22 protein-coding genes are annotated in these 22,400 nt (G+C 48.5%); 11 read left to right on the forward strand and 11 right to left on the reverse strand.

The window, feature by feature from the left end; genetic code table 11:
* The first annotated feature begins 89 nt into the window (after nucleotides 1-89).
* The 4 genes from BZG82_RS13685 (at nucleotide 90) to BZG82_RS13700 (ending at nucleotide 3,997) form a co-directional block, all read left to right on the forward strand.
* Nucleotides 90-1,337, forward strand: coding sequence for an HAAAP family serine/threonine permease (locus tag BZG82_RS13685; RefSeq protein ID WP_077479597.1), 1,248 nt, complete (start codon nucleotides 90-92; stop codon nucleotides 1,335-1,337).
* 313 nt (nucleotides 1,338-1,650) lie between these two features.
* Nucleotides 1,651-2,388, forward strand: a complete 738-nt coding sequence (locus tag BZG82_RS13690; protein WP_077479598.1) for a nucleoside recognition domain-containing protein — start codon at nucleotides 1,651-1,653, stop codon at nucleotides 2,386-2,388.
* Nucleotides 2,385-2,852, forward strand: a complete 468-nt coding sequence (locus BZG82_RS13695; protein WP_077454942.1) for a YjiG family protein — start codon at nucleotides 2,385-2,387, stop codon at nucleotides 2,850-2,852. Before BZG82_RS13690 ends, BZG82_RS13695 begins: the two co-directional genes overlap by 4 nt.
* An 8-nt stretch (nucleotides 2,853-2,860) precedes the next feature.
* The gene (locus BZG82_RS13700; protein ID WP_077766078.1) at nucleotides 2,861-3,997 is read left to right on the forward strand and encodes a M20 family metallopeptidase; all 1,137 of its coding nucleotides are present in this window, start codon (nucleotides 2,861-2,863) and stop codon (nucleotides 3,995-3,997) included.
* A gap of 110 nt (nucleotides 3,998-4,107) precedes the next feature.
* Here BZG82_RS13700 and BZG82_RS13705 read toward each other — a convergent pair whose 3' ends face one another.
* The 3 genes from BZG82_RS13705 to BZG82_RS13715 form a co-directional block, all read right to left on the reverse strand.
* Entirely contained in the window at nucleotides 4,108-5,448 is a 1,341-nt protein-coding gene (locus BZG82_RS13705) for a transporter substrate-binding domain-containing diguanylate cyclase (protein WP_158074934.1), read from the reverse strand.
* Between the two features lie 276 nt (nucleotides 5,449-5,724).
* On the reverse strand, nucleotides 5,725-6,339 hold the full coding sequence (locus BZG82_RS13710) for a bifunctional 4-hydroxy-2-oxoglutarate aldolase/2-dehydro-3-deoxy-phosphogluconate aldolase (RefSeq protein WP_077766079.1): 615 nt from the start codon (nucleotides 6,337-6,339) through the stop codon (nucleotides 5,725-5,727).
* A gap of 9 nt (nucleotides 6,340-6,348) precedes the next feature.
* Nucleotides 6,349-7,728, reverse strand: coding sequence for a GntP family permease (locus BZG82_RS13715; RefSeq protein ID WP_077663177.1), 1,380 nt, complete (start codon nucleotides 7,726-7,728; stop codon nucleotides 6,349-6,351).
* A gap of 152 nt (nucleotides 7,729-7,880) precedes the next feature.
* Between BZG82_RS13715 and BZG82_RS13720 the strand changes: the two genes are divergently transcribed.
* Nucleotides 7,881-8,402: a gluconokinase gene (locus BZG82_RS13720; protein WP_077766080.1), complete on the forward strand. Its 522-nt coding sequence runs from the start codon at nucleotides 7,881-7,883 to the stop codon at nucleotides 8,400-8,402.
* Entirely contained in the window at nucleotides 8,399-10,192 is a 1,794-nt protein-coding gene (gene edd / locus BZG82_RS13725) for a phosphogluconate dehydratase (protein WP_077766081.1), read from the forward strand. The genes BZG82_RS13720 and edd overlap by 4 nt, the downstream gene beginning before the upstream one ends.
* A gap of 21 nt (nucleotides 10,193-10,213) precedes the next feature.
* Here the strand turns inward: edd and BZG82_RS13730 are convergent, their stop codons facing one another.
* Together BZG82_RS13730 and BZG82_RS13735 are read right to left on the reverse strand one after the other, a co-directional pair.
* The gene (locus BZG82_RS13730; protein ID WP_198928563.1) at nucleotides 10,214-11,221 is read right to left on the reverse strand and encodes a substrate-binding domain-containing protein; all 1,008 of its coding nucleotides are present in this window, start codon (nucleotides 11,219-11,221) and stop codon (nucleotides 10,214-10,216) included.
* 136 nt (nucleotides 11,222-11,357) lie between these two features.
* Nucleotides 11,358-12,407 (reverse strand): linear amide C-N hydrolase, encoded by a 1,050-nt coding sequence (locus tag BZG82_RS13735; RefSeq protein WP_077766082.1) that lies wholly within the window; start codon nucleotides 12,405-12,407, stop codon nucleotides 11,358-11,360.
* Between the two features lie 92 nt (nucleotides 12,408-12,499).
* Between BZG82_RS13735 and BZG82_RS13740 the strand changes: the two genes are divergently transcribed.
* A complete protein-coding gene (locus BZG82_RS13740) occupies nucleotides 12,500-13,495 on the forward strand; it encodes a GGDEF domain-containing protein (RefSeq protein ID WP_241837382.1) in 996 nt (331 codons plus the stop codon).
* 5 nt (nucleotides 13,496-13,500) lie between these two features.
* On the opposite strand, the gene arfB is transcribed toward BZG82_RS13740, so the two are convergent.
* Together arfB and BZG82_RS13750 are read right to left on the reverse strand one after the other, a co-directional pair.
* The gene (arfB, locus tag BZG82_RS13745; RefSeq protein ID WP_077766084.1) at nucleotides 13,501-13,914 is read right to left on the reverse strand and encodes an alternative ribosome rescue aminoacyl-tRNA hydrolase ArfB; all 414 of its coding nucleotides are present in this window, start codon (nucleotides 13,912-13,914) and stop codon (nucleotides 13,501-13,503) included.
* A 94-nt stretch (nucleotides 13,915-14,008) separates the two neighbouring features.
* Entirely contained in the window at nucleotides 14,009-14,704 is a 696-nt protein-coding gene (locus BZG82_RS13750; RefSeq protein WP_077766085.1) for a pirin family protein, read from the reverse strand.
* 268 nt (nucleotides 14,705-14,972) lie between these two features.
* Here BZG82_RS13750 and BZG82_RS13755 point away from each other — a divergent pair, with 268 nt between their 5' ends.
* Complete coding sequence (locus BZG82_RS13755) at nucleotides 14,973-15,200, forward strand: hypothetical protein (RefSeq protein ID WP_077766091.1); 228 nt, start codon at nucleotides 14,973-14,975, stop codon at nucleotides 15,198-15,200.
* Nucleotides 15,201-15,229: 29 nt separating this feature from the next.
* Nucleotides 15,230-17,041, forward strand: a complete 1,812-nt coding sequence (locus BZG82_RS13760; RefSeq protein WP_077766086.1) for an ABC transporter transmembrane domain-containing protein — start codon at nucleotides 15,230-15,232, stop codon at nucleotides 17,039-17,041.
* Here BZG82_RS13760 and BZG82_RS16240 read toward each other — a convergent pair.
* Nucleotides 17,038-17,211, reverse strand: coding sequence for a DUF6435 family protein (locus BZG82_RS16240; protein WP_106406577.1), 174 nt, complete (start codon nucleotides 17,209-17,211; stop codon nucleotides 17,038-17,040). The genes BZG82_RS13760 and BZG82_RS16240 overlap by 4 nt on opposite strands.
* 292 nt (nucleotides 17,212-17,503) lie before the next feature.
* Between BZG82_RS16240 and BZG82_RS13765 the strand changes: the two genes are divergently transcribed.
* Nucleotides 17,504-17,869, forward strand: a complete 366-nt coding sequence (locus BZG82_RS13765) for a diacylglycerol kinase (protein ID WP_077766087.1) — start codon at nucleotides 17,504-17,506, stop codon at nucleotides 17,867-17,869.
* Entirely contained in the window at nucleotides 17,866-19,518 is a 1,653-nt protein-coding gene (locus tag BZG82_RS13770; protein ID WP_077766088.1) for a phosphoethanolamine transferase, read from the forward strand. Before BZG82_RS13765 ends, BZG82_RS13770 begins: the two co-directional genes overlap by 4 nt.
* Nucleotides 19,519-19,605: 87 nt before the next feature.
* On the opposite strand, the gene BZG82_RS13775 is transcribed toward BZG82_RS13770, so the two are convergent.
* From BZG82_RS13775 to BZG82_RS13785, 3 genes are all read right to left on the reverse strand, one after another.
* Nucleotides 19,606-20,013, reverse strand: coding sequence for a hypothetical protein (locus BZG82_RS13775; RefSeq protein WP_077766089.1), 408 nt, complete (start codon nucleotides 20,011-20,013; stop codon nucleotides 19,606-19,608).
* 112 nt (nucleotides 20,014-20,125) lie between these two features.
* The gene (locus tag BZG82_RS13780; protein WP_077663165.1) at nucleotides 20,126-20,902 is read right to left on the reverse strand and encodes a substrate-binding periplasmic protein; all 777 of its coding nucleotides are present in this window, start codon (nucleotides 20,900-20,902) and stop codon (nucleotides 20,126-20,128) included.
* 409 nt (nucleotides 20,903-21,311) lie between these two features.
* The coding region (locus BZG82_RS13785; RefSeq protein WP_077766090.1) for a linear amide C-N hydrolase at nucleotides 21,312-22,400 on the reverse strand (1,089 nt) is incomplete at its 5' end.

Raw genomic sequence — 22,400 nt, forward strand, 5'->3', positions numbered from 1 at the left:
GTACATATATCTATTACATCTATGTGATATATCTGGTCGAACTCGCTACTATGCAACCGCACAAAATATTATAAATAAGAGAGTTTGACGTGAACCAAACTATAGAAGTCTCCGAAAAGAGTGTATCCACTCGTTGGACCCAACATGACACCCACTGGGCGCTCAGCCTTTTTGGTACCGCTGTCGGTGCGGGGATCCTGTTCCTTCCCATTAACCTGGGTATGGGTGGGATCTGGCCGTTAATCATCATGGCGGTACTTGCTTTCCCCATGACCTTTATGGCACACCGCGGGCTTGCACGTTTTGTGCTCTCCTCTCGCCATAAAGATGCAGATTTTACCGATGTGGTCGCCGAGCATTTTGGTGCCAATGCGGGCCGGATGATCTCGGTGTTGTATTTCCTTTCTATCTTCCCCATTTTATTGATATACGGCGTCGGATTAACCAATACGGTAGACAGCTTTTTAGTCAATCAACTGGGATGGGTATCTCCTAATCGTATCTTATTATCCGGTGTGTTAGTGGCGGGCATGATTGCGATCATGCTGGGTGGAGAGCGCCTCATGCTGCGCGCTTTCGCCGCTATGGTGTACCCCTTGGTGGCTATTTTGGCATTTTTGTCGTTCTATCTTGTGCCATCGTGGCAAACGCCTAACTTGACCCTACCGCCGATGAGTGAACTAGGCATGAACCTGTGGCTTGCGGTGCCTGTGGTGATTTTCTCGTTTAGTCATGCAGCGGCGATTTCAAGTTTTGCTAACATTCAGCGTCGCCACTATGGCAATGATGCACAAGGCAAGTCAGAGCAAATTCTTAAGCGCGCGGGCGTGATGTTAGTTGCTTTTGTGCTCTTATTTGTCTTCTCGTGCGTGCTGACACTCACGCCAGCACAAATGGCGGAAGCGAAAGCGCAAAATGTGTCTGTGCTTTCTTACCTTGCTAACGTCACCCACAACCCCTTTATCGGTACGCTGGGGCCGCTTGTCGCATTCATTGCGATCACATCGTCGTTTTTAGGGCATTTCCTTGGCGCGCGTGAAAGCTTGAATGGTTTGGTAACCAAACATAGCAAGTTGACCTACAAGCAAGCGGATAAGCTGGGCGTTGTGGTGATGTTCTTTGCCATCTGGTGGTGTGCGGTGATTAACCCCAGCATTCTTGACATGATGGGGGCATTATCAGGCCCTGTGATTGCGATGATACTCTTTATTATGCCCACTGTCGCGGCTTATAAAGTCAAAGCATTGGCGCAGTATCGCGGTAAAGTAGGCACTTACTTTATCTTTGTGACCGGTATGCTGGCAATTTCAGCGCTGCTCTATAACCTGATGGGTTAAGTCAGTAAGCTGTCGCCCGACGAAAAGCGCCTTCGGGCGCTTTTTTATTAGCTTTACTTATGTGTTCATAGTGAATTTCTTATCCGAAGCGATTTACGCGCATCCTTTAGTAGTGACAGATAAACCTAATAAAATCAGCCGTTAGTGTCACATTCATCATGATTTAGCTTGGCTTAATTTGTTAGGTTTTGAATCAGCCCATATTATGTAAATCCCATCTATCTTCTTGCACAATAGGTTGATAATTATCAACTTTCATTTCTGTGTCTGCCTCGATGATAAGCCCAATGTTGATTGAGCATGAGGGCGGTTTATGACACATCCAACCGAAACAGACAGACAAGTGACATGGGGATGTTACTTGGCATTGGTCTTTGCGATTGTTTTTTTCTCGGGGTTGTTGCAATCCAATCAATGGTACGGCGTGTTTGATTTTACCACCTTGAACGGATCCTTCGGGCAGGTGGCTTATCAAGCGACAGCGGCGGCCGATGGGTCGGTGGAGGTAGCAACGACGTCACTTCGCGGTAAAGGCGGGAGTGGTGCACGAGACGGTTTTATTTTTGCGCTGACCCTTATTCCCACCGTGATGTTCGCACTCGGTATGATCAGTGTGCTTGAGCACTATGGGGCACTTGATGCCGCGCGCAGACTCTTAACTCCGCTATTAAAACCAGTATTGGGCATTCCCGGCAACTCAGGATTGGCATTAATTGCCTCTATGCAGAGTACAGATGCGGGGGCGGCGATGACGCGTCAACTCAAAGATGAGGGGTACTTGACCAAACGGGAAACGGATGTGTTCACCATGTTTCAGTTCACGGCTGGGGCAACCATCGTCAATTTTTTCTCATCGGGTGCTGTGTTGTTTACTCTGACGCTGTCAGATGGCTCGTTGGCCGTGACCTCGTCGATTGGCCTTGCGATTGGTGTGATCTTCTTGTTTAAGTTCATCGGCGCCAATGTATTTCGTGTCTACCTCAATATCACCGAGGGTAAAGGGCCACAGCGAGATAAGTCTCAATCCTATCAAGAGGAGCACGCGTCATGACTCATTCTTCCAGCAGTAAACCCATGATCACCGACATCTTTGTCGAAGGGGCAAAAAAAGGTTGGCACATTGCGACGACGTCGACGGTTCCTAATGTGGTCATGGCGTTTGTGATTATCAAGGCGCTGCAAATTACCGGGTTATTAGGCTTGATGGGCGAGGTGTTTTCGCCTGTGATGGCAGTGTTTGGCTTACCCGGCGAAGCGGCTGCCGTGCTAATGGGGGCATGGATGTCAATGGGAGGCGCGGTTGGTGTGGTGATCACCTTGTTTGACCAAGGCATTCTCACCGGCACCCACATTGCGATTTTGGTCCCCGCTATCTATTTAATGGGCTCACAAGTGCAATACATCGGCCGAGTGATGGGCCCGATTGGTACCGAAGGCCGTTATATCCCCATCATGGTTGGCATTTCGATTCTCAATGCTTTTGGTGCGATGTGGGTAATGAATCTTTTACTTTAGGAGGCATGATGATGTTTTCTTTGCAACGCTACTTGGATGAGTTAGCGCCTCTGGTGAACGTCGACTGTGGCACGTTCCAGCGCGACGGCATTGAGGTGATTGCAGCCTTGATGGCTGAAAAGTATGAACAAATGACAGGCTGGCACATTAAGCGTGTCGATTGTGGTGAGGCAGGGGTTGGATTAGAGATCCGAAACCAGCCCACCGATCCGCATATTGATGTGATGATGATTGGCCATATGGATACTGTGTTTCCAAAAGGCACAGCGGCTGAGCGTCCGATGCATGTGGAGGATGGCTTTGCCTACGGCCCGGGTGTATCCGATATGAAATCGGGCTTGTTGAATATCGTGTATGCATTGCGCGCATTACCACACGCTGAACGTGAGGCACTCAGCATTTGCATTTGTATGAATCCCGATGAGGAAGTGGGCTCGATACATTCCAGTGACTGGCTGGCGTCCGTTGCACGCGATGCACGTTGTGTGCTGGTGGCAGAGGCAGCGCGGGCTGACGGTGGTTTAGTGAAAGCGCGTAAAGGCATGGCACGGTATAAAATAGCCATATCAGGCCGTGCGGCGCACGCGGGGAATGAACCAGAGAAAGGACGTAGCGCGATCACAGAGTTGGCTCACTGGTTGGTGACGCTCGATAGTATGAAAGATGTTGAGGCCGGCACCAGTATTAATGCTGGCGTGATTGAAGGCGGAACGGGAGCGAATATTGTGGCCGCGCATGCATCGGCATTGGTTGATATTCGGTTCTGGGATAACACCGCCTATGATGCGCTCGATCAAGCCATCCAAGCCCGCGCCTCTCATCCTTACACGCCTGATGTCACCATTGAATTGGTTCGCGAAGCTTATAAACCGGCCATGGTTCCGACGCCTGAAACAGAACACTTGATGGATCTTGTCGAAGCGGCTGCATTTGATGAAGGTGTTCCAATTCATTGGAAAGCGGTAGGTGGCGGATCTGATGCGAATAATACCGCTGCCATTGGGATCCCCAGTTTGGATGGTTTTGGGCCAGTTGGAGCGAATTTCCACAGTGACGACGAATACCTTCAACTGGACTCGGTGGAACCCAGAATACGTTTGCTCACTCGTGTATTGTCTCGGCTTGCTGAGCAGAAAAATCGCTAGTGACCCCGTCGGCGGCGACAAACAGGTGGCCGCCTTTTGTTCATTGCATGTGGCGTTTGCCACCGTAAGCAGCCAACCGCTTTGACTGCTAATCAGAGCCAGTACCGTGGTTAAATTACATTGAGTACGGCGCAGTGCTTGCCTTGCTTTTTGGCTTGATACATAGCTTTGTCTGCTTCGACGATTTCGCTATCGCTGAGCCCATCAGGATAATAGGCCACACCTAGGCTGATCGTCACAGGCATGGGATGATTAAAGCGCGCGAGGCTTTGTCGCGCAATTTCATCGCACAATAACCGCGCTTGCGAGAGTGCACGTTCAGCACTGGAAAAGGGATGAAGGACCCCAAATTCCTCACCGCCAATGCGTGCAAGTACCGCATCATTGGGTAGCAGGCTCTTGGCCGTCTCCGCGACAAAGCAGATCACTTCGTCACCATGCGCGTGACCAAATCCGTCGTTAAAAGCTTTGAAATCATCAATGTCAAAGACCATCAGTGCCATGTTTTTCGGCTCCCCTTGTTTTTCTTTTAAACACTGATAAAAAAAACGCCGGTTATGTAGCTGTGTCAATGAGTCAGTGATGGCTTGTTCTTGGAGTTGGGTATTGGCGGTTTGCAACGCGCGCGTCTTTTGACGAACATTTCGCTTAAGCAGCAAAATATAACTGACCACGATCAAGACGCCAAGGGTAATCAGTGTGGGAAACAGGTAAGCGGGATAAACAGTCTCGACATCATAGTAGACCCAACGGTTTAGGAGCTGGCGTTTGGTATCATCATCTAGCCAGTTAAACTTATTGCTCACTTGATTGAGCAAAGCTGTGTTGCCTTTTGCAAATCCTGCATACAGGGTTTCGGTATAAAGATGGCGAACCGGAATAAAGAGATTCTGATTGGTGGTGGTGTAAAGATGATAATTCGCGACTTGTAAGTCGGCAACGAAAGCGTGTAGTTCACCGGATAATGCCGCATCAAGCATCGCTTGGTTGTTGGGGAAAAGGCGTAGTGAAACCAAAGGAAACGTGGTTTCCATAAACTCTTGCTCGTACCCTCCTTTGACCACGCCTATCACATTGTCTGTCTCACCAGCCAGCACATAGTCAGCGGATATACCCATCATGGATTGACTGAAAAAAACTTGCGTGTCGATGGCAAAAAGCGGCGTACCGAAGTCCATAAACGTGAGACGTTCTGGTGACTGTAATAAGCCAGCGTGTACATCGGCCTGTCCAGAGCGAACCAAGTCAATGGAGGTTTGCCAATCGGTCAGTAAAAACTCGATATCATAGCCATTGCGGGTACCGAACTCTTGCCAAAAATCAATTAGAATACCTTTGGGTTCTTGGTTGCGGTCAAGATATGAAAAGGGTCGCCAGGAGTGAGAGTTCGCAACTTTTAGAGTCGGTTTAACGGTGGATTGGTCGTCCGCACGCGTAGCGTGAACAGACACACTGACTGAGAGAGTTATACAGCATATGAGTGTGAAAACTACCCGCTGGGCCCACCGCAAACAAGCACCCGGTTTCCACATAAATCCTACCCCTATCCCTTGCCAATCCGATTCACCACCACGTAGGGTGAACACACTCTAAACAGTATATGAATAAATTAGGCGCTTAGTGGAGAGGATCCGTGTTTATTGGTCGGTACTATTCACAGAAGGAAAAGAGACGGGATGAAATGGAAGCGCGATGGCCCACGCAAACGCGGCGGGCCATCGTTTTAGTTAAGCCGCTACGGCTTGGACGAGACGCGCAATCTCGTCCCACTTTTTGGCATCAATGAGCGTGGCGGGCACCATCCAAGTGCCACCGCATGCCAGCACTTTGGGTAAGGCGAGATAATCGCTCACGTTCTCTTCACTCACGCCGCCGGTCGGCATAAAACTGACGGGATACACCGCAGAGAGCGCTTTTAACATCGCAATGCCGCCTGACGCTTCCGCGGGGAAAAATTTCACGGTATCTAGCCCCAGCGACATGGCTTGCTCGACTAAACTGGGATTGTTGATCCCCGGGATAATGGCAATATCACGTTGTTGACAGTGTTTTACTGTGATGGGGTTGAGCCCGGGGCTAACAATAAAATCCGCTCCTGCATCTATTGCGGCGTCGACTTGCGCTGGTGTGAGTACGGTTCCGGCACCAATCAGCATCTCGGGATACGCATCGCGCATTTGACGGATAGCGTTTGCGGCTGCCTCAGTACGAAAAGTAATTTCGGCGCAGGGTAGGCCATTATCGACCAAGGTTTTGGCGAGCGGTACGGCATCTTCCGCATGATTAATCGCAATTACCGGCACGATGCGTATCGCCTTAAGGCGTTGATTCAGTTCAGTCATGAAGATCCCTTACAGTAAAACGCTTAACAGCGCTACGATAACAAACGCGATGGTTCCGAGCAGGGTTTCCATCACAGTCCAAGTTTTAAGTGTGGTTTTTTCATCCATTTCGAGCAGTCGCGATACCAACCAAAAGCCAGAGTCGTTGAAATGCGATAAAACGGTAGCCCCACCTGCAATTGCGATGACAATAAAACACAAATCCAATTGGGATAAGCCCACAGTATGCGACACGGTGGGCGCGATAAGTGCGGCCGTGGTGGTGAGTGCGACGGTGGCGGAGCCTTGTGCAACGCGCAAGCAGGTGGCAATCACGAATGCAGCCAGAATGATTGGCATACCTGTGTCTGATAGCATGGTGGCAAGTGCCTGACCGATACCGCTCGCGCGCAAGACACCCCCAAACATGCCGCCGGCGCCGGTCACCAAAATGACGGCACAAATTGGCGCTAACGAATCAGAGCACAGCTTTTCCATTTTACTCTTACCCAGCTTTTGGCCGAACACCAGTAAACAGGTCAATAGGGTGATGAGCAGTGCAACGGGTGTTTTACCCAGCATACGCAAAAAGCCGACCCAAGCACTCTCCCCGTTGACCATACCCGCCACGCTCAGCGCGTTCAGGCCTGTATCAAGGAAAATGAGTAGCACTGGGAGCAATAAAATCATTAATACAGTTGAAAAGGCGGGGTAATCCTTTTTGCTTTTAAACATGACTTCGGTGTTTAAAAACGCTTTTGCGAGTGGGATATTGAATTTCTTACCCGCATACAAGCCAAATAAATAACCCCCTAAATACCAAGTGGGGAGCGAAACCAGCAGCCCGACGACGAGAAGCAGGCCCATGTCGGCGCCGAGTAAATCTGAGGCAGCAACTGGACCGGGATGTGGCGGAACGAAGGTATGCATAACCGCAAACGCCCCCGCGACGGGAAGAGCATACTTTATGGGGGAGCCACCTAAGCGTTTCGCGACACTAAACATGATGGGCATCATCACAATTAGCCCAGCGTCAAAAAAGATAGGGAAACCGAACAGTAACGAGGCGATCCCGAGTGCAAAGGGAGCACGCGCTTCGCCAAACCGAGCGATCAGTGTATCGGCGAGCACATTCGCACCACCGGTGACTTCGAGGATCTTCCCGATCATCGCGCCAAGCCCGACCAGCAAAGCGACCGATGCTAAGGTGCCGCCAAAGCCGCTCATCATAGTTGGTACCACCTTATCGACGGGTATCCCCGTGGCCAATGCGGTACCTAAACTGACTAGCGTGAGAGAGGCAAATGCATGCACCTTCAGCTTCATTATTAGGAGTAATAACAGTGCGATAGCGCCCAATGCTATCAAGAGTAGGGTAGTGGGTTCAGGGCTTTGTGCGAGTAGTTCCATGGCTCACCTCTTCCGACCAGGATGTTTGTGTCAAACTTCACAAATCTCATAGTTACCGGTAACATGTTACCGGTAACCACACTAAGATAAAGACAATTATTGAATGCGTTATCAAAAATGAGATCTGGTTAAAATCTCGCTAAGGAGTCGGTATGGCAATTGGCAGTGTGATTGTGATGGGCGTCAGTGGCTCGGGGAAAAGCACCCTAGGCATGAAATTGGCAGCGCGCTTGAAGGCCAAATTCATCGATGGTGATGATCTGCATCCACGGGCAAATATCGAGAAAATGGCAAGTGGGCAGCCGCTTAACGATGATGACCGCACGCCATGGCTATGCCGGATCCGTGACGCTGCTTTCAGTCTCGAACACAAACAAGAATATGGCGTGATTGTATGCTCTGCCTTGAAACGTCGTTATCGCGATCTCATTCGTGAGGGCAACCAGAACGTCACCTTTTTGTTTCTCGACGGCGATTACGCACTGATCCTCGCAAGACTGAGAGCGCGCAAAGGGCATTTTATGAAAACCCATATGCTGGATAGCCAGTTTGCGACGTTGGAGGCGCCGGGTGACGATGAGCCTGATGTTGTCCGCGTTGCCATTGATGCAGACATTGATACTGTGGTGACACGTGCCGTGCATGCCTTAGCAGCCATGGAGGATCGGAAATGACACACCCGACTTTAATGGCCGTGACAGAAGCGTTACGCCAGCGCAGCCAACCGACGCGCACCGCGTTTTTGCGTCAGACTCAACAGCAAGCTGATACAGGGAAGGCGCGAACCACCCTGTCTTGCGGCAACATGGCTCACGCCGTGGCGGCATCGTGTCAGCAAGATAAACAACACATGCTGGATATGACCACCGCCAATGTGGCGATTATCAGCGCCTATAACGATATGCTTAGCGCGCACGCGCCCTATGCTGACTACCCTGACCAAATCAAAGCGGCGCTTCAACCTTTGGGCCATACGGCGCAAGTTGCAGGCTGTGTGCCCGCGATGTGTGATGGTGTCACACAGGGCCAGCCGGGAATGGAGATGTCCTTGTTTTCACGTGATGTGATTGCTCAGGCAACCGCGATATCGCTGAGTCATAACGTATATGATGCAACATTGCTGCTTGGTGTCTGCGATAAAATTGCCCCCGGGCAATTGATGGGAGCGCTCGCTTATGCCCATTTGCCGACCTTATTTGTACCCTCCGGCCCAATGGCCTCGGGGACAAGTAACGAAGAAAAAGTCGCGGTGCGCCAAGCCTATGCGGCAGGCAATCTTGGCAAAGAGGCTTTATTGGCCATGGAATGCCAAGCTTATCATAGTTCGGGAACCTGCACCTTCTATGGCACGGCCAACACCAATCAACTGGTGCTTGAAGCCATGGGATTGATCCTTCCCGGTGCGGCTTTTGTCGCCCCCAACTCTGCATTACGCCAAGCGCTGACCCGCTATGCGGCAACAGCGTTAGCCTCCCAATGTGCGGGAAGTGCGACGTATCGACCTCTCGCCGATGTGGTGACCGAAAAAAGCGTAGTAAACGGTGTGGTCGCGTTGTTGGCTTCGGGCGGTAGCACTAACCATACGATTCACTTGGTGGCGATGGCGCGTGCCGCTGGCATCATCCTAACATGGGAAGATATGGATGCGCTTTCTCATGTTGTGCCCTTATTGGCTCGGGTCTATCCCAACGGGCCGGCTGATATTAATGCCTTTGAGGCGGCAGGGGGCGTGCCCACGCTGATGGCGCATCTGCATACCCTTGGGTTACTACATGCCGATACCTTGCCTGCCGTCGGCCAGTTTAGCGACCAACTGACCACGCCACGATTAGTTCAGGGGCAGCTTGTTTGGGAAGCAGCCCCTCCATCAACCGACACAGCGGTCATCGCTCAGCCCGGCTCACACTTCAGTCCAACCAGTGGTTTGCGCATGCTGTCTGGCAATATGGGTAATGCAGTGATCAAAGTCTCTGCCGTAGATCCTGCGCACCGTGTGGTTTGTGCGCCCGCGCGGGTGTTTGATTGTCAGCACCAAGTCGAGCAGGCTTATCAGCGTGGTGAGCTCAACCAAGATGTGATTGTGGTGGTGCGTTTTAATGGCCCTGCCGCGAATGGCATGCCAGAGCTGCATAAGCTCATGCCTATTCTTGGCAATGTGCAAAAAATGGGTTATCAGGTCGTACTGGTGACAGATGGCCGGTTGTCGGGTGCATCGGGCAAGGTCCCTGCCGCTTTACACGTCTGTCCTGAAGCCATGCATGGCGGTGCATTGGCGAGTGTGCAAGACGGCGATATGATCACATTGGACGCGAAGGCTGGCGAGTTGACTTGCCATGCTGATTTATCTCAGCGTCCCGTAGCAGAGCCGCCTCAAGCGACCCATACGTGGGGACGTGATTGGTTTGCTGCGGCGCGTCAGCAGGTATCACGCGCCGACGAAGGGGCGAGCTATTTATTTTCGTGATCGCCCAGTTAACGGTGATGGTTATAGGCTGCCGCCGCTTGTGATGGTGTGTGGAACAGCTTGTATTTTTTCGGCGATAGTTTCGCCGCTTAACGCTTGAATCAACAGTGTCGCAGCGCGCTCACCAATCAAATCACGCGGCGTCGCGACGCTCGTCAGTGTAGGACTGACTACAGTGCCAATATCGAGCGCATTGTAACCAACAATACTGAGGGTTTGCGGAACAGCAATGCCTTTGGCATGACACGCGAGTAACGCACCGACGGCGAGGTCATCATTAGTACAAAACAGCCCGTCACAGTTGGGATACTGAGCCAAGGTTTGGTTGAGTAGCGTTTCGCCTAAGCTAAATGAAGAATGCTCTTCGGTGGCAACACAGCGAGGGGTGAGTCCTGCTTGTATCATCGCGCGTTCGTACCCTTGTTGCCGCAGCTGAGTACGGGTATCTAACCGAGCCGCCAAGTACACGATCTGCGTTTTCCCTTTATTGATCATGGCTTGAACCGCATCATAAGCGGCTTGCCCATGATCAAGCCCAACGGCCATATCAATTGGCTTTTCTGGAAGCTCCATTGTCTCTACCACAGGAACAGCGGCAGTCTTTAGCATTTGTAACGTGCGTGGGGTGTGGTTAGTTTCAGTGAGGATCAAACCATCCACTTGATAAGACAGCAAAGAGGCAATTTTCTCTTCCTCTGCTTGTTCGCTATAACCGGCGTGCGTAATCAAAATGTCGTAGCCATGCGCTTTGGTGACGCGTTCAATTCCCTGTACCAAATGAGCAAAGACTTGGTTAGACAGCGAGGGGAGCACAATACCAATGGCTTTACTTGATGATTTAGACAGCATCGCAGGGACGCGATTTTGAATGTACCCCAATTCTTCAATCACCGTCGCAATTTTGTCGCGTGTCGCGGGCGCGACTGACTCAGGATTGCGCATGTAGCGTGAGACTGTCATTTTGGTCATCCCAACGCGATCGGCAATATCTTGTAAGGTAGCGCGATTTCTTTTGTCTTTCATCTCAATGCACTAGCTGAAAATGTTACTTGTAACATTAGAGCAATCCCATGTCGGATAAGCAAGCAAAAAGGTATGAGGTGTTATCGGGGATGAGAACAAAACCGCTAGACAAGAGTTTGACGGCGTTTGCTCCATATTAGTGTTAGACGAATGGATTTTCACATTTGGTCAGATAGCAACTCACATCACCCGATTGAAGAGGGCAAACGGACTCTGTCGACTTTTCTTCTTGCAGCTGTAGTCGCTCACAATATTGTTGGTCCGATGAAAAACGTATCGATACTGTGTCCATGGTTAAGGTGTTGGCAAGGTAATAAACGTTCTTACGGTGATCAGCCACATTGGTCCAAATGGTGTAAGACGCTTTTTCTGTGTGATAAGGGTTAAAATTGACAGGAACGGCGCACGTAGCCACGAGTGAACGTGCTTGATAAACCGCTTCTCGCCGGTTTTGCGCGGGCTGGCTAAAGATTAAGTAGTAGCTCGCTCGCTCAAAGCGTTGCGTAGCACTGTTGCCACCGGGTGCCGAATAAACCGGGTGAGCAATAGGATTGTTGGGGTCAAGTCCCCACGTATAATTCCAGTAAGCCTTTAGCGTTTGTTGCGTTTTATAGTCGGGTTGGTTGGTCACAACGGTATCGTCATGGCTTTCATAGAGTTGAAAAACGCCGTCTCGCACTTCGATCACTCCGGCATTTCCATCGGCATCGGAAAGTGATATGTGCAAATGGGAGTCGGTTTCCGATGTATCAGGTAAGCGCTCTGAAACGATGGTGATCGTGTTTGAGGTAAAAAACTGAATCGCTTGATGCACGTTGGCAAAACAATCCAATACAAACTGCACCCAGCGGTTAGCACTCAAAAATTGTCCGTCTCCGGTTGCCGGCCCGTAACTGACATCTGAGTCATATAGGCCATTTACAGCCAATCCGGCTTCGTTGAGGCCGTCCACTGCGGCATAACCTTTCTTGTCGCTACCCATAACGGTGACCAGACTAGCGTATTCCGAGCGCCATTGCAGAATCTGATGCTTACCAATACCGAGCTGGCTAGCAGACTTGGCGTCGAGTCCTCGACTTTTCATACCTTTTGGGAAACGATAGAAATAGGTATTAATGGGCCAAAACCAGTCCATATTGCGCGCAGTGACAGGAAACTGACGATTTAGATTATTAAATATGCGTGTACACATATTCACTGATACCTTTATTATTAACATGTTATATGAACAAGGCTATCATAGGTTATGTCAAAAAATTGGGCCAAAGAGAATGGATAGTGGAAATGAGTGAGCTCAATAGTAGTTTTGAGTTGCGCCTCAAAGTGCTGAAAGGATTGAGCCTTGGGGTGGGTGGTTTAGCGGTTTTGGTGGCGATTGGTAATATCCTTGTTAGTCAAAGCTATATCTATGCGTCATTTGTGATGCTGTACGCGCTTTACTCTTGGCACGTATATCGACAAACCTCTAAAACGACCATTTTTAATGGCCACAAATACATCATGTCGGCCAGCTTGACACTATTGGTGATTGCGGGAACGGTTTTGAAGCCAACGGACACTGGCGCGTTCTTTTGGACGTTAGTTTTCCCCATTATTTATTACCTACTGTTAGGATACAAAGCGGGGTTTTTGGCCACTGTTTCTTTATTTCTCATCCAAATGGTTAATATCGCTTTTCAGTTTGATACTGAGCAGTATTTCGATATGTTGACGATGATGCTTAACTTTTCGTTTTGTTACGTCACCATTGCCGTTGTCTCACATGCCTATGAAATCAATCGCGTATTGGCGGAAAACAAGCTGAGTAAACTGGCTACATGTGACCCGCTAACCGGAGCTAATAACCGCCTTGCTTTGAAGCATCGTTATCAAGCATTACAAGATCAGCAGGCCGAGTTTCATCTTCTGGTACTGGATATTGACCATTTTAAAGCGGTTAATGATGAATATGGCCATGATGGCGGCGATGTCGTGTTGCAATCGGTGGTGAACACCATGGTTGAGGTCGCGGGGAGTGACAATGTATTCCGGCAAGGGGGAGAGGAGTTTTGTCTTCTTTTAGAAGGTGTTTCTCATCATGATGCGCTGGCGATGGCAGAGCGAATCCGCAAGAGTATTGCGAAAACCCCCATTGTTTATCAGCAGCGCGCCATTCCAGTCACGGTCAGTATCGGGATCACGCAAAGCGAGGCATCAAAATGTGCCCAAGAAATTAACCGGCAAGCGGATGCGAATTTGTATGCAGCTAAAGCGGGTGGTCGAAATAAAGTGGTGGCGTGAAACGGTTAAGGAGCCACCTTTCCTCGTAGTGACTTAGTTTGGCTCTTACGTTTTTTAGCATCCACGCGGCGTCGTTGTGAGGCCTTGGTAGGCTTGGTGGGTTTACGTTTTTTTTGCTCTACCATCGCGCTTTTGATTAACGCCTGTAAGCGCTCTAGCGCGTCTTCTCGGTTTAGCTCTTGAGTGCGATAGTTTTGCGCTTTTATGACTATGACGCCCTCTTTGGAGATGCGCGAATCAGACAGAGCCATTAATCGGGCTTTATACGCATTAGGCAGTGACGAGGCTTGGATGTCAAAGCGCAGATGAATAGCGCTCGATACTTTGTTGACGTTTTGCCCGCCTTTCCCTGCGGCGCGGATGGCCGTGAGCTCAATCTCATTGTCGGGAATTGCCACCTTATTCGATAGAGTGAGCATTCAACCTCTCATATATGAAGAAAGGGCGCAGTGTACACAGAGTAAGGCCTGCCGCGCAAATAGACCGGCAGGCCAGAGCGGCTGAATCCGCGCGTTAGGGGAGATCAAACACCAGTGCTTGGCTGGTTTCGCTGCCCTTATTGCTAAAAGTTACATGATGGATATCTTCAATTTTTGCGCCATCGCCGGGGGCCAGAGATGTCGTTTCAACGTCGAGCGTGCCCGCGACTTGATGTACATAGGCATGGCGCCCTGCCTCCAAAGGCAAGGTAACCGATTCACTGGGCGGTAGAATCAGCTGTAGCAAACGTGCATCTTGTTTGATGCGTAAGGTGCCATTTTCTCCGGTTGGGGTCGCGATAACGGTAAAGCCAGCCTGCTTGCCAAAGTCTTTTTGCTGATAACCCGGCTCTTCGCCTTGCTCATTGGGCTCAATCCAAATTTGCAGAAAGCGCAAGGCTTGGGTTGACGATGCATTATACTCGCTATGATAAATACCGCGCCCAGCCGACATCAGCTGGAACTCACCAGCGGGTAGAGTTTGTCGGTTGCCTTGGCTGTCTTTGTGCTCTATTTCCCCTTCCAGCACCAGACTGATGATTTCCATATCACGGTGTCCGTGGGTATCAAAGCCTGCGGCGGGCGAGACGATATCATCATTGATCACACGCAGGGCAGAGAAGCCCATATGATGAGGATCGTAATAGCTACCAAATGAAAAAGTATGGCGGCTTTGTAGCCAGCCAAAGTTGGCCTGACCGCGATCGTTGGCGTGACGTACTGTGATCATAATGCTTCTCCTCACTGATTCGATGTTGAACAGCGGTGACACTGAACAATAGCTGCAGTGTAGAAACAAAAACGCCGTGCGAACACGGCGTAAGATTGAGCATCTTGTTCTAAAAAGCTGAATAACCCTAGCTTAATAAAGCACTACAAGGCCTTGTGTGGCCCAAAGCACTCATAATGGAACTGTTCGTCAGGCACGCCAAGCTCGCGAAGTTGTGTTTGAATAGGCGCGGCTGACGCGCGAGAGTGTGGACAGAATGATTGAATGCGTGCAACGAAACCGCTTTACAGATTACGGACTTCGCACCTTGATTTTTCTGGCCTCCTTGCCAGAAGGTGAGCTTACCAACATTACCGAGGTGATACGCTTGTTTGATGTGTCGTGCAATCATATGGTGAAAGCCAAACAAGCCTTTTTAGAGGAGTTTGATGCATGCACCATCGATGCGCTTATCAACGACAATCGCGAGTTAATGATCCTGCTCACTCGCCCCTAAATGTGCAAGGACAGCACTAAGTAGAGCTTATGGCTAATTCCGCTTTAACGCGCGCCGCCTCGACGCCATCTTCCTCAAGTCGCAACAGTAAAAATCTGACGGTTCTGTGGGAACTCATCGCGTTTATTCGCCCTTATCGCTGGCAAGTGAGCGCGGCATTGTTGGCCTTGGTGTTTACCGCGTCATTGACGCTCTCGGTCGGACACGGCGTTCGCCTTTTGATCGACCAAGGCTTTGCACAGCAATCACTGGTTGAGCTGGGTAATGCGGTCCAGTTTATTTTGCTGATCACGGTATTGATCGCGATCGGCACCTTTTTCCGGTTCTATCTGGTGTCATCGGTGGGTGAACGGGTCAGTGCCGATATTCGCCAAGCGGTGTTTGATCATGTGATTGGCCTACATCCGAGCTATTTTGAAACCCACGGCAGTGGCGAAATCATGTCGCGGATCACCACAGATACCAGCTTGCTGCAAAACATCATCGGCTCCTCCTTCTCCATGGCGATGCGCAGTGCACTGATGTGTGTGGGCGCCATCATCATGCTGTTTGCCACCAATATTAAACTGACCTTGATTGTGCTGGCCTCCGTGCCTTTTATTTTGGTGCCAATACTTATCTATGGCCGTCGTGTGCGGGCATTGTCGCGGCAAAGCCAAGATTCGATGGCAGATGTAGGCAGCTATGCCGGTGAAGCCATCACCAATATTAAAACCGTGCAAAGCTTCGCGGTAGAAGATCACGCCAAAGCCGCATTTGGGCAAGAGGTGGAGCGCGCCTATCAGATCGGACGCGAGCGCGTCAAACAACGAGCCATTCTTATTTCCGGCGTGATCGTGATTGTGTTCAGCGCCATTACTGGCATGTTGTGGGTTGGCGGTCGCGATGTGATTCAAGGTACTATGTCAGCAGGGGATCTGGGTGCGTTTGTGTTTTTCGCCATCATGGTTGCCTCTTCGATGGCTACCTTGTCGGAAGTGATGGGGGAGTTGCAGCGTGCGGCAGGCGCGACGGAGCGCTTGGTGGAACTGTTGCACGTGCAAAGCCATATTCGCACTCCCGCCACCTCGCCGAGTGTCGATGCCCAATCATTAAGCAACGATATTCGCTTTGAAGCGGTGCATTTTCATTATCCCACGCGTCCTCATCAAGCAGCGATTGATGCGTTGAACCTTGTGATTCGGCCCGGTGAAGTCGTCGCCTTAGTCGGACCGTCGGGAGCGGGGAAAACTACCGTATTTGAATTACTGCAACGCTTTTATGATCCGCAGTCAGGTGCGATTAGGCTGGGCGGGCAAGATATTCGTCGCTTATCCCCGCAAGCGTTGCGCCAACAAATGGCACTGGTGCCACAACAACCCGCTCTGTTTAGCGATGATGTAATAGGCAATATTCGCTACGGCAGGCCAGGCGCCAGTGAGCACGCCGTCAAAGAGGCGGCGATTCAAGCGCACGCTGATGCCTTTATTCAGCAATTACCGGATGGTTATCACAGCTTTTTAGGTGAGCGAGGCGTGCGGCTTTCGGGCGGCCAACGACAGCGAATTGCGATTGCCCGCGCGATTCTCAAGGATCCACGAATTTTATTGCTCGATGAAGCCACCAGTGCCCTTGATAGCGAAAGTGAGCATGCGGTGCAGCAAGGCTTGGCGGCTTTAATGCGTGACCGCACTACCTTGATTATCGCTCACCGCTTATCGACCATTCAGCATGCTGACCGCATTGTCGTGATGGATCAAGGCAAGCTTGTTGATGTAGGCAGCCATACCGACCTGCTGGCACGCTGCCCTCTGTACCAACGCTTGGTAAAACGGCAGTTTAGCCATGTCTCAAATGGCTAAGCATTGTTTTCCAATTCTTTGATTTGTTGGTCAATCTTTTCTGCTTCTTCGGTGAGCAGTGAATAACCACGGATGTCGCCGTTGCGCTGCGCCTGAAAGGCTTGTTGTTGCTTAGCTTCGTACTGCTTTTTAAGCTTTTTAACCGGATTCGGCTTTAAAAATGAGAGCATGTCGCGTCCTTATTTGGGGGTTACGGCTATGACTACGATCTAACCTCATCTTTGGATGACAGCGACTTTACACTGAATACTTATTGTATCCACTTACTATTGTTGAGTGAGTCTGGCTAGATTAACAGATATACTGCCCGTTTATTTAGATGAAATGATGTTGTTCATATTGCTCGCTAACTCTCACTATGATCGACAAACGATGACACAGCCATACAAAGTATGGACAGAGTATTTAAACGCCTTCCTATATATTCAAGCGCTTCTCAAATAACCAGACAGTAAAAATAACATGAAACCAAGAAAAACCGGCATTTATCGAATGATAGATGCGACAGGTTATTCAGTGATGGGGTTAAAGTCGGCGTGGAAGTCTGAAGCGGCATTTCGGCAAGAAAGTGTGATTGCTTTTGTTCTTATGATCACAGCCTACTTTATTCCAGTCACCTCGACCGAGCGCATTTTAATGGTAGCGAGTTTAGGGCTTGTCCTTATTGCTGAGTTAGTAAACTCAGCCATTGAGGCCGCGATCGATCGTATTGGTGATGAGTGGCATGTAGTCAGTAAGAAGGCAAAGGATATTGGTTCATCTGCCGTGTTTGTTTCAATTTTTCTCGCCCTGTTTGTGTGGGTGTCATGTGCGGTAAATATAAAATGAGAAAAAGTTATAATAATAAAAGCGGCATAAGCATCACGATGTTTACTGCATTGGTTGCAATCTATTTTTCCGTTGTGATGAATGTTCCCTTTTATAAAGAGTTGCAAAGTATTTTTTCATCAATTGAAGAGGTGAAGGCGGGCTTTGTTATTTCTATCCCTCTGTTCTTATTCTTTGCTTTAAACATTATTTTTTCGTTATTCTCTTGGCCGAGAATAACTAAGCCCTTTTTTGTTATTTTAGTGATCCTCTCAAGCATGGTGTGTTACGCTGAGTACAATTATGGTGTCATGTTTGATAAAGATATGATAACTAATATTGTCGAAACAGATGCCGGAGAGGCAAGCGCATATTTAAGTTTTTATGCACTTGTTTGGGTGCTGGCCATTGGTGTGACTCCCGCTATTTTTATAATGCGCTGCACCATTCAGCCAGCCGGAAAAATGTGGCTGCCTTTATTACGAGATAAGCTAATATCCATCACTGTATCGGTAATTTCGCTTGCGATTATATTTGTTTTTTACTATCAAGACTATGCATCCGTAGGAAGAAACAATAGCTACCTTAGAAAATTGATTATACCGACACAATATGTCTATAGTCTCTCTGGTTATGTGAAAGAGCAATACTTTTCGTCGCCGATACCTTACGTAAAGCTGGGCGAAGATGCGAAGCAATCAGACTTAGCGATTCATCAGTCATTGGATAAGCCTAGTGTATTTATCTTCGTTGTTGGTGAAACCGCACGTAGTCAAAACTATCAGGTCAACGGTTATGGTAGAAAAACCAACCCTTATACCGCTGAGCAGGGTATTATTTCATTTCAGGATGTCGCTTCATGTGGCACGGCAACGGCAATTTCCGTTCCTTGTATGTTTTCAAATTTATCACATCATACATTTGATCGTGATATCGCTGAACATCAAGATAATGTTCTTGATGTATTAAAACGCGCTGGGGTTGATGTGCTTTGGAAAGATAATGATGGTGGCGATAAAGGTGTGGCTAAAAATGTAAAATACATAGAGATCGATAGGCGCGGAAATAATAAGTTCTGTAATGGTAGTACATGCTACGACATGGCTATTGTTGAAAGTATTGGTAAAGATATCGACGAGATGAAAGGTAATCGTATGATATTTTTACATCTTATTGGCAGTCATGGCCCCACGTATTTTCAGCGTTATCCCAAAGACATGGCGTATTTCCAGCCTGACTGTGCGCGCTCAGATATTGAAAACTGCGAAACAGAAAATATTATCAACAGCTACGACAACACCATCCGCTATACGGACTATGTGTTGAGCAAAGTGATTGAAACATTAAAAGAGAAAAGTGATCAGTATAACACTGCGATGATGTATGTCTCTGATCATGGTGAATCATTGGGGGAGAATGGGGTTTACTTGCATGGTCTTCCTTATCGTTTCGCCCCTGATTACCAGAAGAAAGTGCCGTTGATGGTATGGCTCTCTGATGGATTTAAGCAAGCCAAGTCTATCAACACCTCGTGTTTGCGTGAAAAGGCGATGGAGGCAGGCCATTACTCTCACGATAATATCTTTCATTCGTTACTTGGCGTGATGGACATAGAAACACGTGTCTATCAGCCCGATAATGACATATTTTCTTCATGCCGGATGCCATAGCCGATGGATAAATCACTCCTAAAAATACGGCGAGCCTTGATAAGGCTCGCTTGTATGCATGATTTGGCGTGATGAGAATGGATCTATCTAAAACGCGTAGGTTACACCCAGCGCGCCGCCAAGTTGCAGTTCTGGACCATCGTGGAAATTGACTTCTGGATGCACCTGACCGTAAGCACTGATTTGTTTGGTGATGGCCCAATCGAGTCCAATCGGTAAACGAACACCATAATCATCATCCCACTCGGCCCATCCACCAGCGCCCACATACCAATCAACCGGGATATCGGGATTATCAAAAGTGCCGTGTTGGAAAAGGTAATCAAATGCGGTGCCGTCATTGCCAAGGGTAAAACGGTATTGATCGTCGACTTCTAGGACTGCACTCAGTTGTTGGTCGACGGCAAGACCCGCCGAGATATTGGTTTTTTCTTTCGCCACCGCTTGAGTAGTGAGACCCAGTGTAAGTAGGAGAGTGAGAGCGATAGGTTTCATAGTGTGCCTTAATGCTGCTTGTTCAGATGGCACAGAATGTAGCGATGTCGGGAGAACAATCTGTCAAGCGTTTGTCAGTCGCTTTTAAAACCTTGTGCGGGAATGTCAGCGATTAATCATTAAAAAAGTCATCAATGATGGCTTGATACTCTCCGGTGGCTTTCATGTCTGCTAACGCGTGATCAAATTGGTCGCGTAGAGCTGATAGCTCTTGCACTTTAGAGAAGGCAATGTAACTGGGGGTGTCTTCAATAGGATGGGGGTTGATCTCGACAACATCCTTCATATTAAGCTGATTAATCAGCGCGCGTGCACCAAAATGGTTGCTGAGCCACAGGCGTGCTCGGCCACTTTCCAACATCCGAAGGCACTGTGGCGCGCGAGTTAGGCGGAAAACCTGATCGAAATGATTTTGTGCCAAGGCAGCATCCATTCGGCTGCCGTAACTGACTTGATTGATCACGCAGACGGAGTATGCGCTAAAATTAAACGATTGAATGGTATCTTCAGAGACACTGACATCGTGGCGATGAACTAAGCGGATCCCTTGCTGGAATAAAACCTGCTCAGAGTAATCGAGAAAGGCTTCGCGCTCTGACGTTTTGAATATGGTGAATATACCATCCGCTAAGCCGGTTCGGACTTGATAGAGTGCTCGCGCCCATGGCAGTACTTCAATTTCTACCTCATAACCGAGCTTGGCAAAAGTTTGGCGGACAACTCGTACCGCTACACCATCAAGGGAGCCGTCTGAAGTCTGAATATAGGGTGGGTATTCTAGCGTGACTAAACGCACAGTTGGCGTAGCCGCATGGACCAAGCCGGTCATTCCCAACAGCAGTATCACCAACAGCACGCGTACAACAGGGCGTCGACATAAACTCAGCAAGGCTCGCTCACTCGTTAAACAGGATGTATAGCACTAATTCTAGTCAGCGATACGTAACAAGGTGAAGAATTTGCTAATCATATGGGTGCGCAGGATGTTGAGTATAATAAATAAGCTCAACATATCAATGTTCTAGATGCAGATTAAAAACAGCTCTGCAGATAGATTTAGGCATTGACTATGGGCCTGACCGGCGTTGTTTCCTAAATCATTGAACTTATCATCCGAGCCGCGATCAGATCATCAAAGCCTCAAACAGGTCTTGAATGATGAGAAAATCCAAGTACAAAATCAGCAACTGGAAGCAATACAATCGGCCATTGTACAATGAATGGTTTTGGTTTAAATTTGAACAGGGTGTAAAATAATTAGGGGAGGGGCTCAACCCCTCCTCTTCATTTTTATTTGGTTACTTCATAATGACTTTCTGTGCTTTTAACGATTGATCTTCTACCATCTTGATCGTTAGAAGTTCGCTTCCATCAAGATTGTAATCGTCAAAGCTGACATACCGTATTGACTGGTTTGCCCAGTCTTTATAGTAAAGTTTGAGATTAGTAAGGTCTTTGACAATCGTGTGATCTGTATGAGCTGAAACCGTATTTTCAAAATCAGTTTCAACGGCATTATCTACTGCTGTGTTGGGAACCTCTCCGCTTGCTTCTTCTTCATTTTTTTTCTGAGGTAAACGCTTTAATGCCATTCCCGGAATAATATCAAAGTTATTGAATATTCGAATAAGGCGAAGAACACCATCTTCTGCAGTCACGACATTTGATTTAGTGCTTGCACTAGCTAAGTAATTTGCTTTTATAAAACGTGAATTAGGCGATGTATCACCGGGTAAACCGAAAGCGCCGCATGTGCCATGAGATAATACAGAGCTACCATCAAGGTTTCGAAGAACAGAGTCTTCTGTATCAAATTGTTGAATGTTTGAATATGCCCCTAGATTTTTTAGATGCCATTCATATTGAGGACTATTAGTCATAATACCATTTGACGCTTTTATTTCTATACGACCCTTTTGATCAGGCTCGAAGACTGCTGCGTCACCTTCTCTATCGATAAATAAGAAGTGTCCAGGATATTCGGTGCCAGTTAGAACTATAAATTTCCCCTGGTGGTATTCCACATATTCTCTAGCCTCGGCAACGTTTTTACATTGAGATAAGATCAAATAAGGTGCAGCGAGTATATCAATCATTTTTTCTGTGGCTGAATCTACAACATCATATGTTGCCATTTTAGGATAATATAGCACTCCCGCAGATAATCCTTCTTCATTCATTCCATCGCATAAAAAACTAAGACAAGACGCTTCTTTACCGAACAAGTCTCCTACATTACAGCCAATAACTGCATATTTTGATTTGTAATTATTAGTACACTTTCCAATGGCAACGTTTGGAACTTCGTAGTTTCTCGGGAAAAAACTGATATTGTTTCTGTAATATTGACCGAACTCGTTTGTTCGTCCAGTTATAATATCGTCATT

This window comes from Salinivibrio sp. PR5, assembly GCF_001996085.1.
In the GTDB taxonomy this organism is placed as follows: domain Bacteria; phylum Pseudomonadota; class Gammaproteobacteria; order Enterobacterales; family Vibrionaceae; genus Salinivibrio; species Salinivibrio proteolyticus.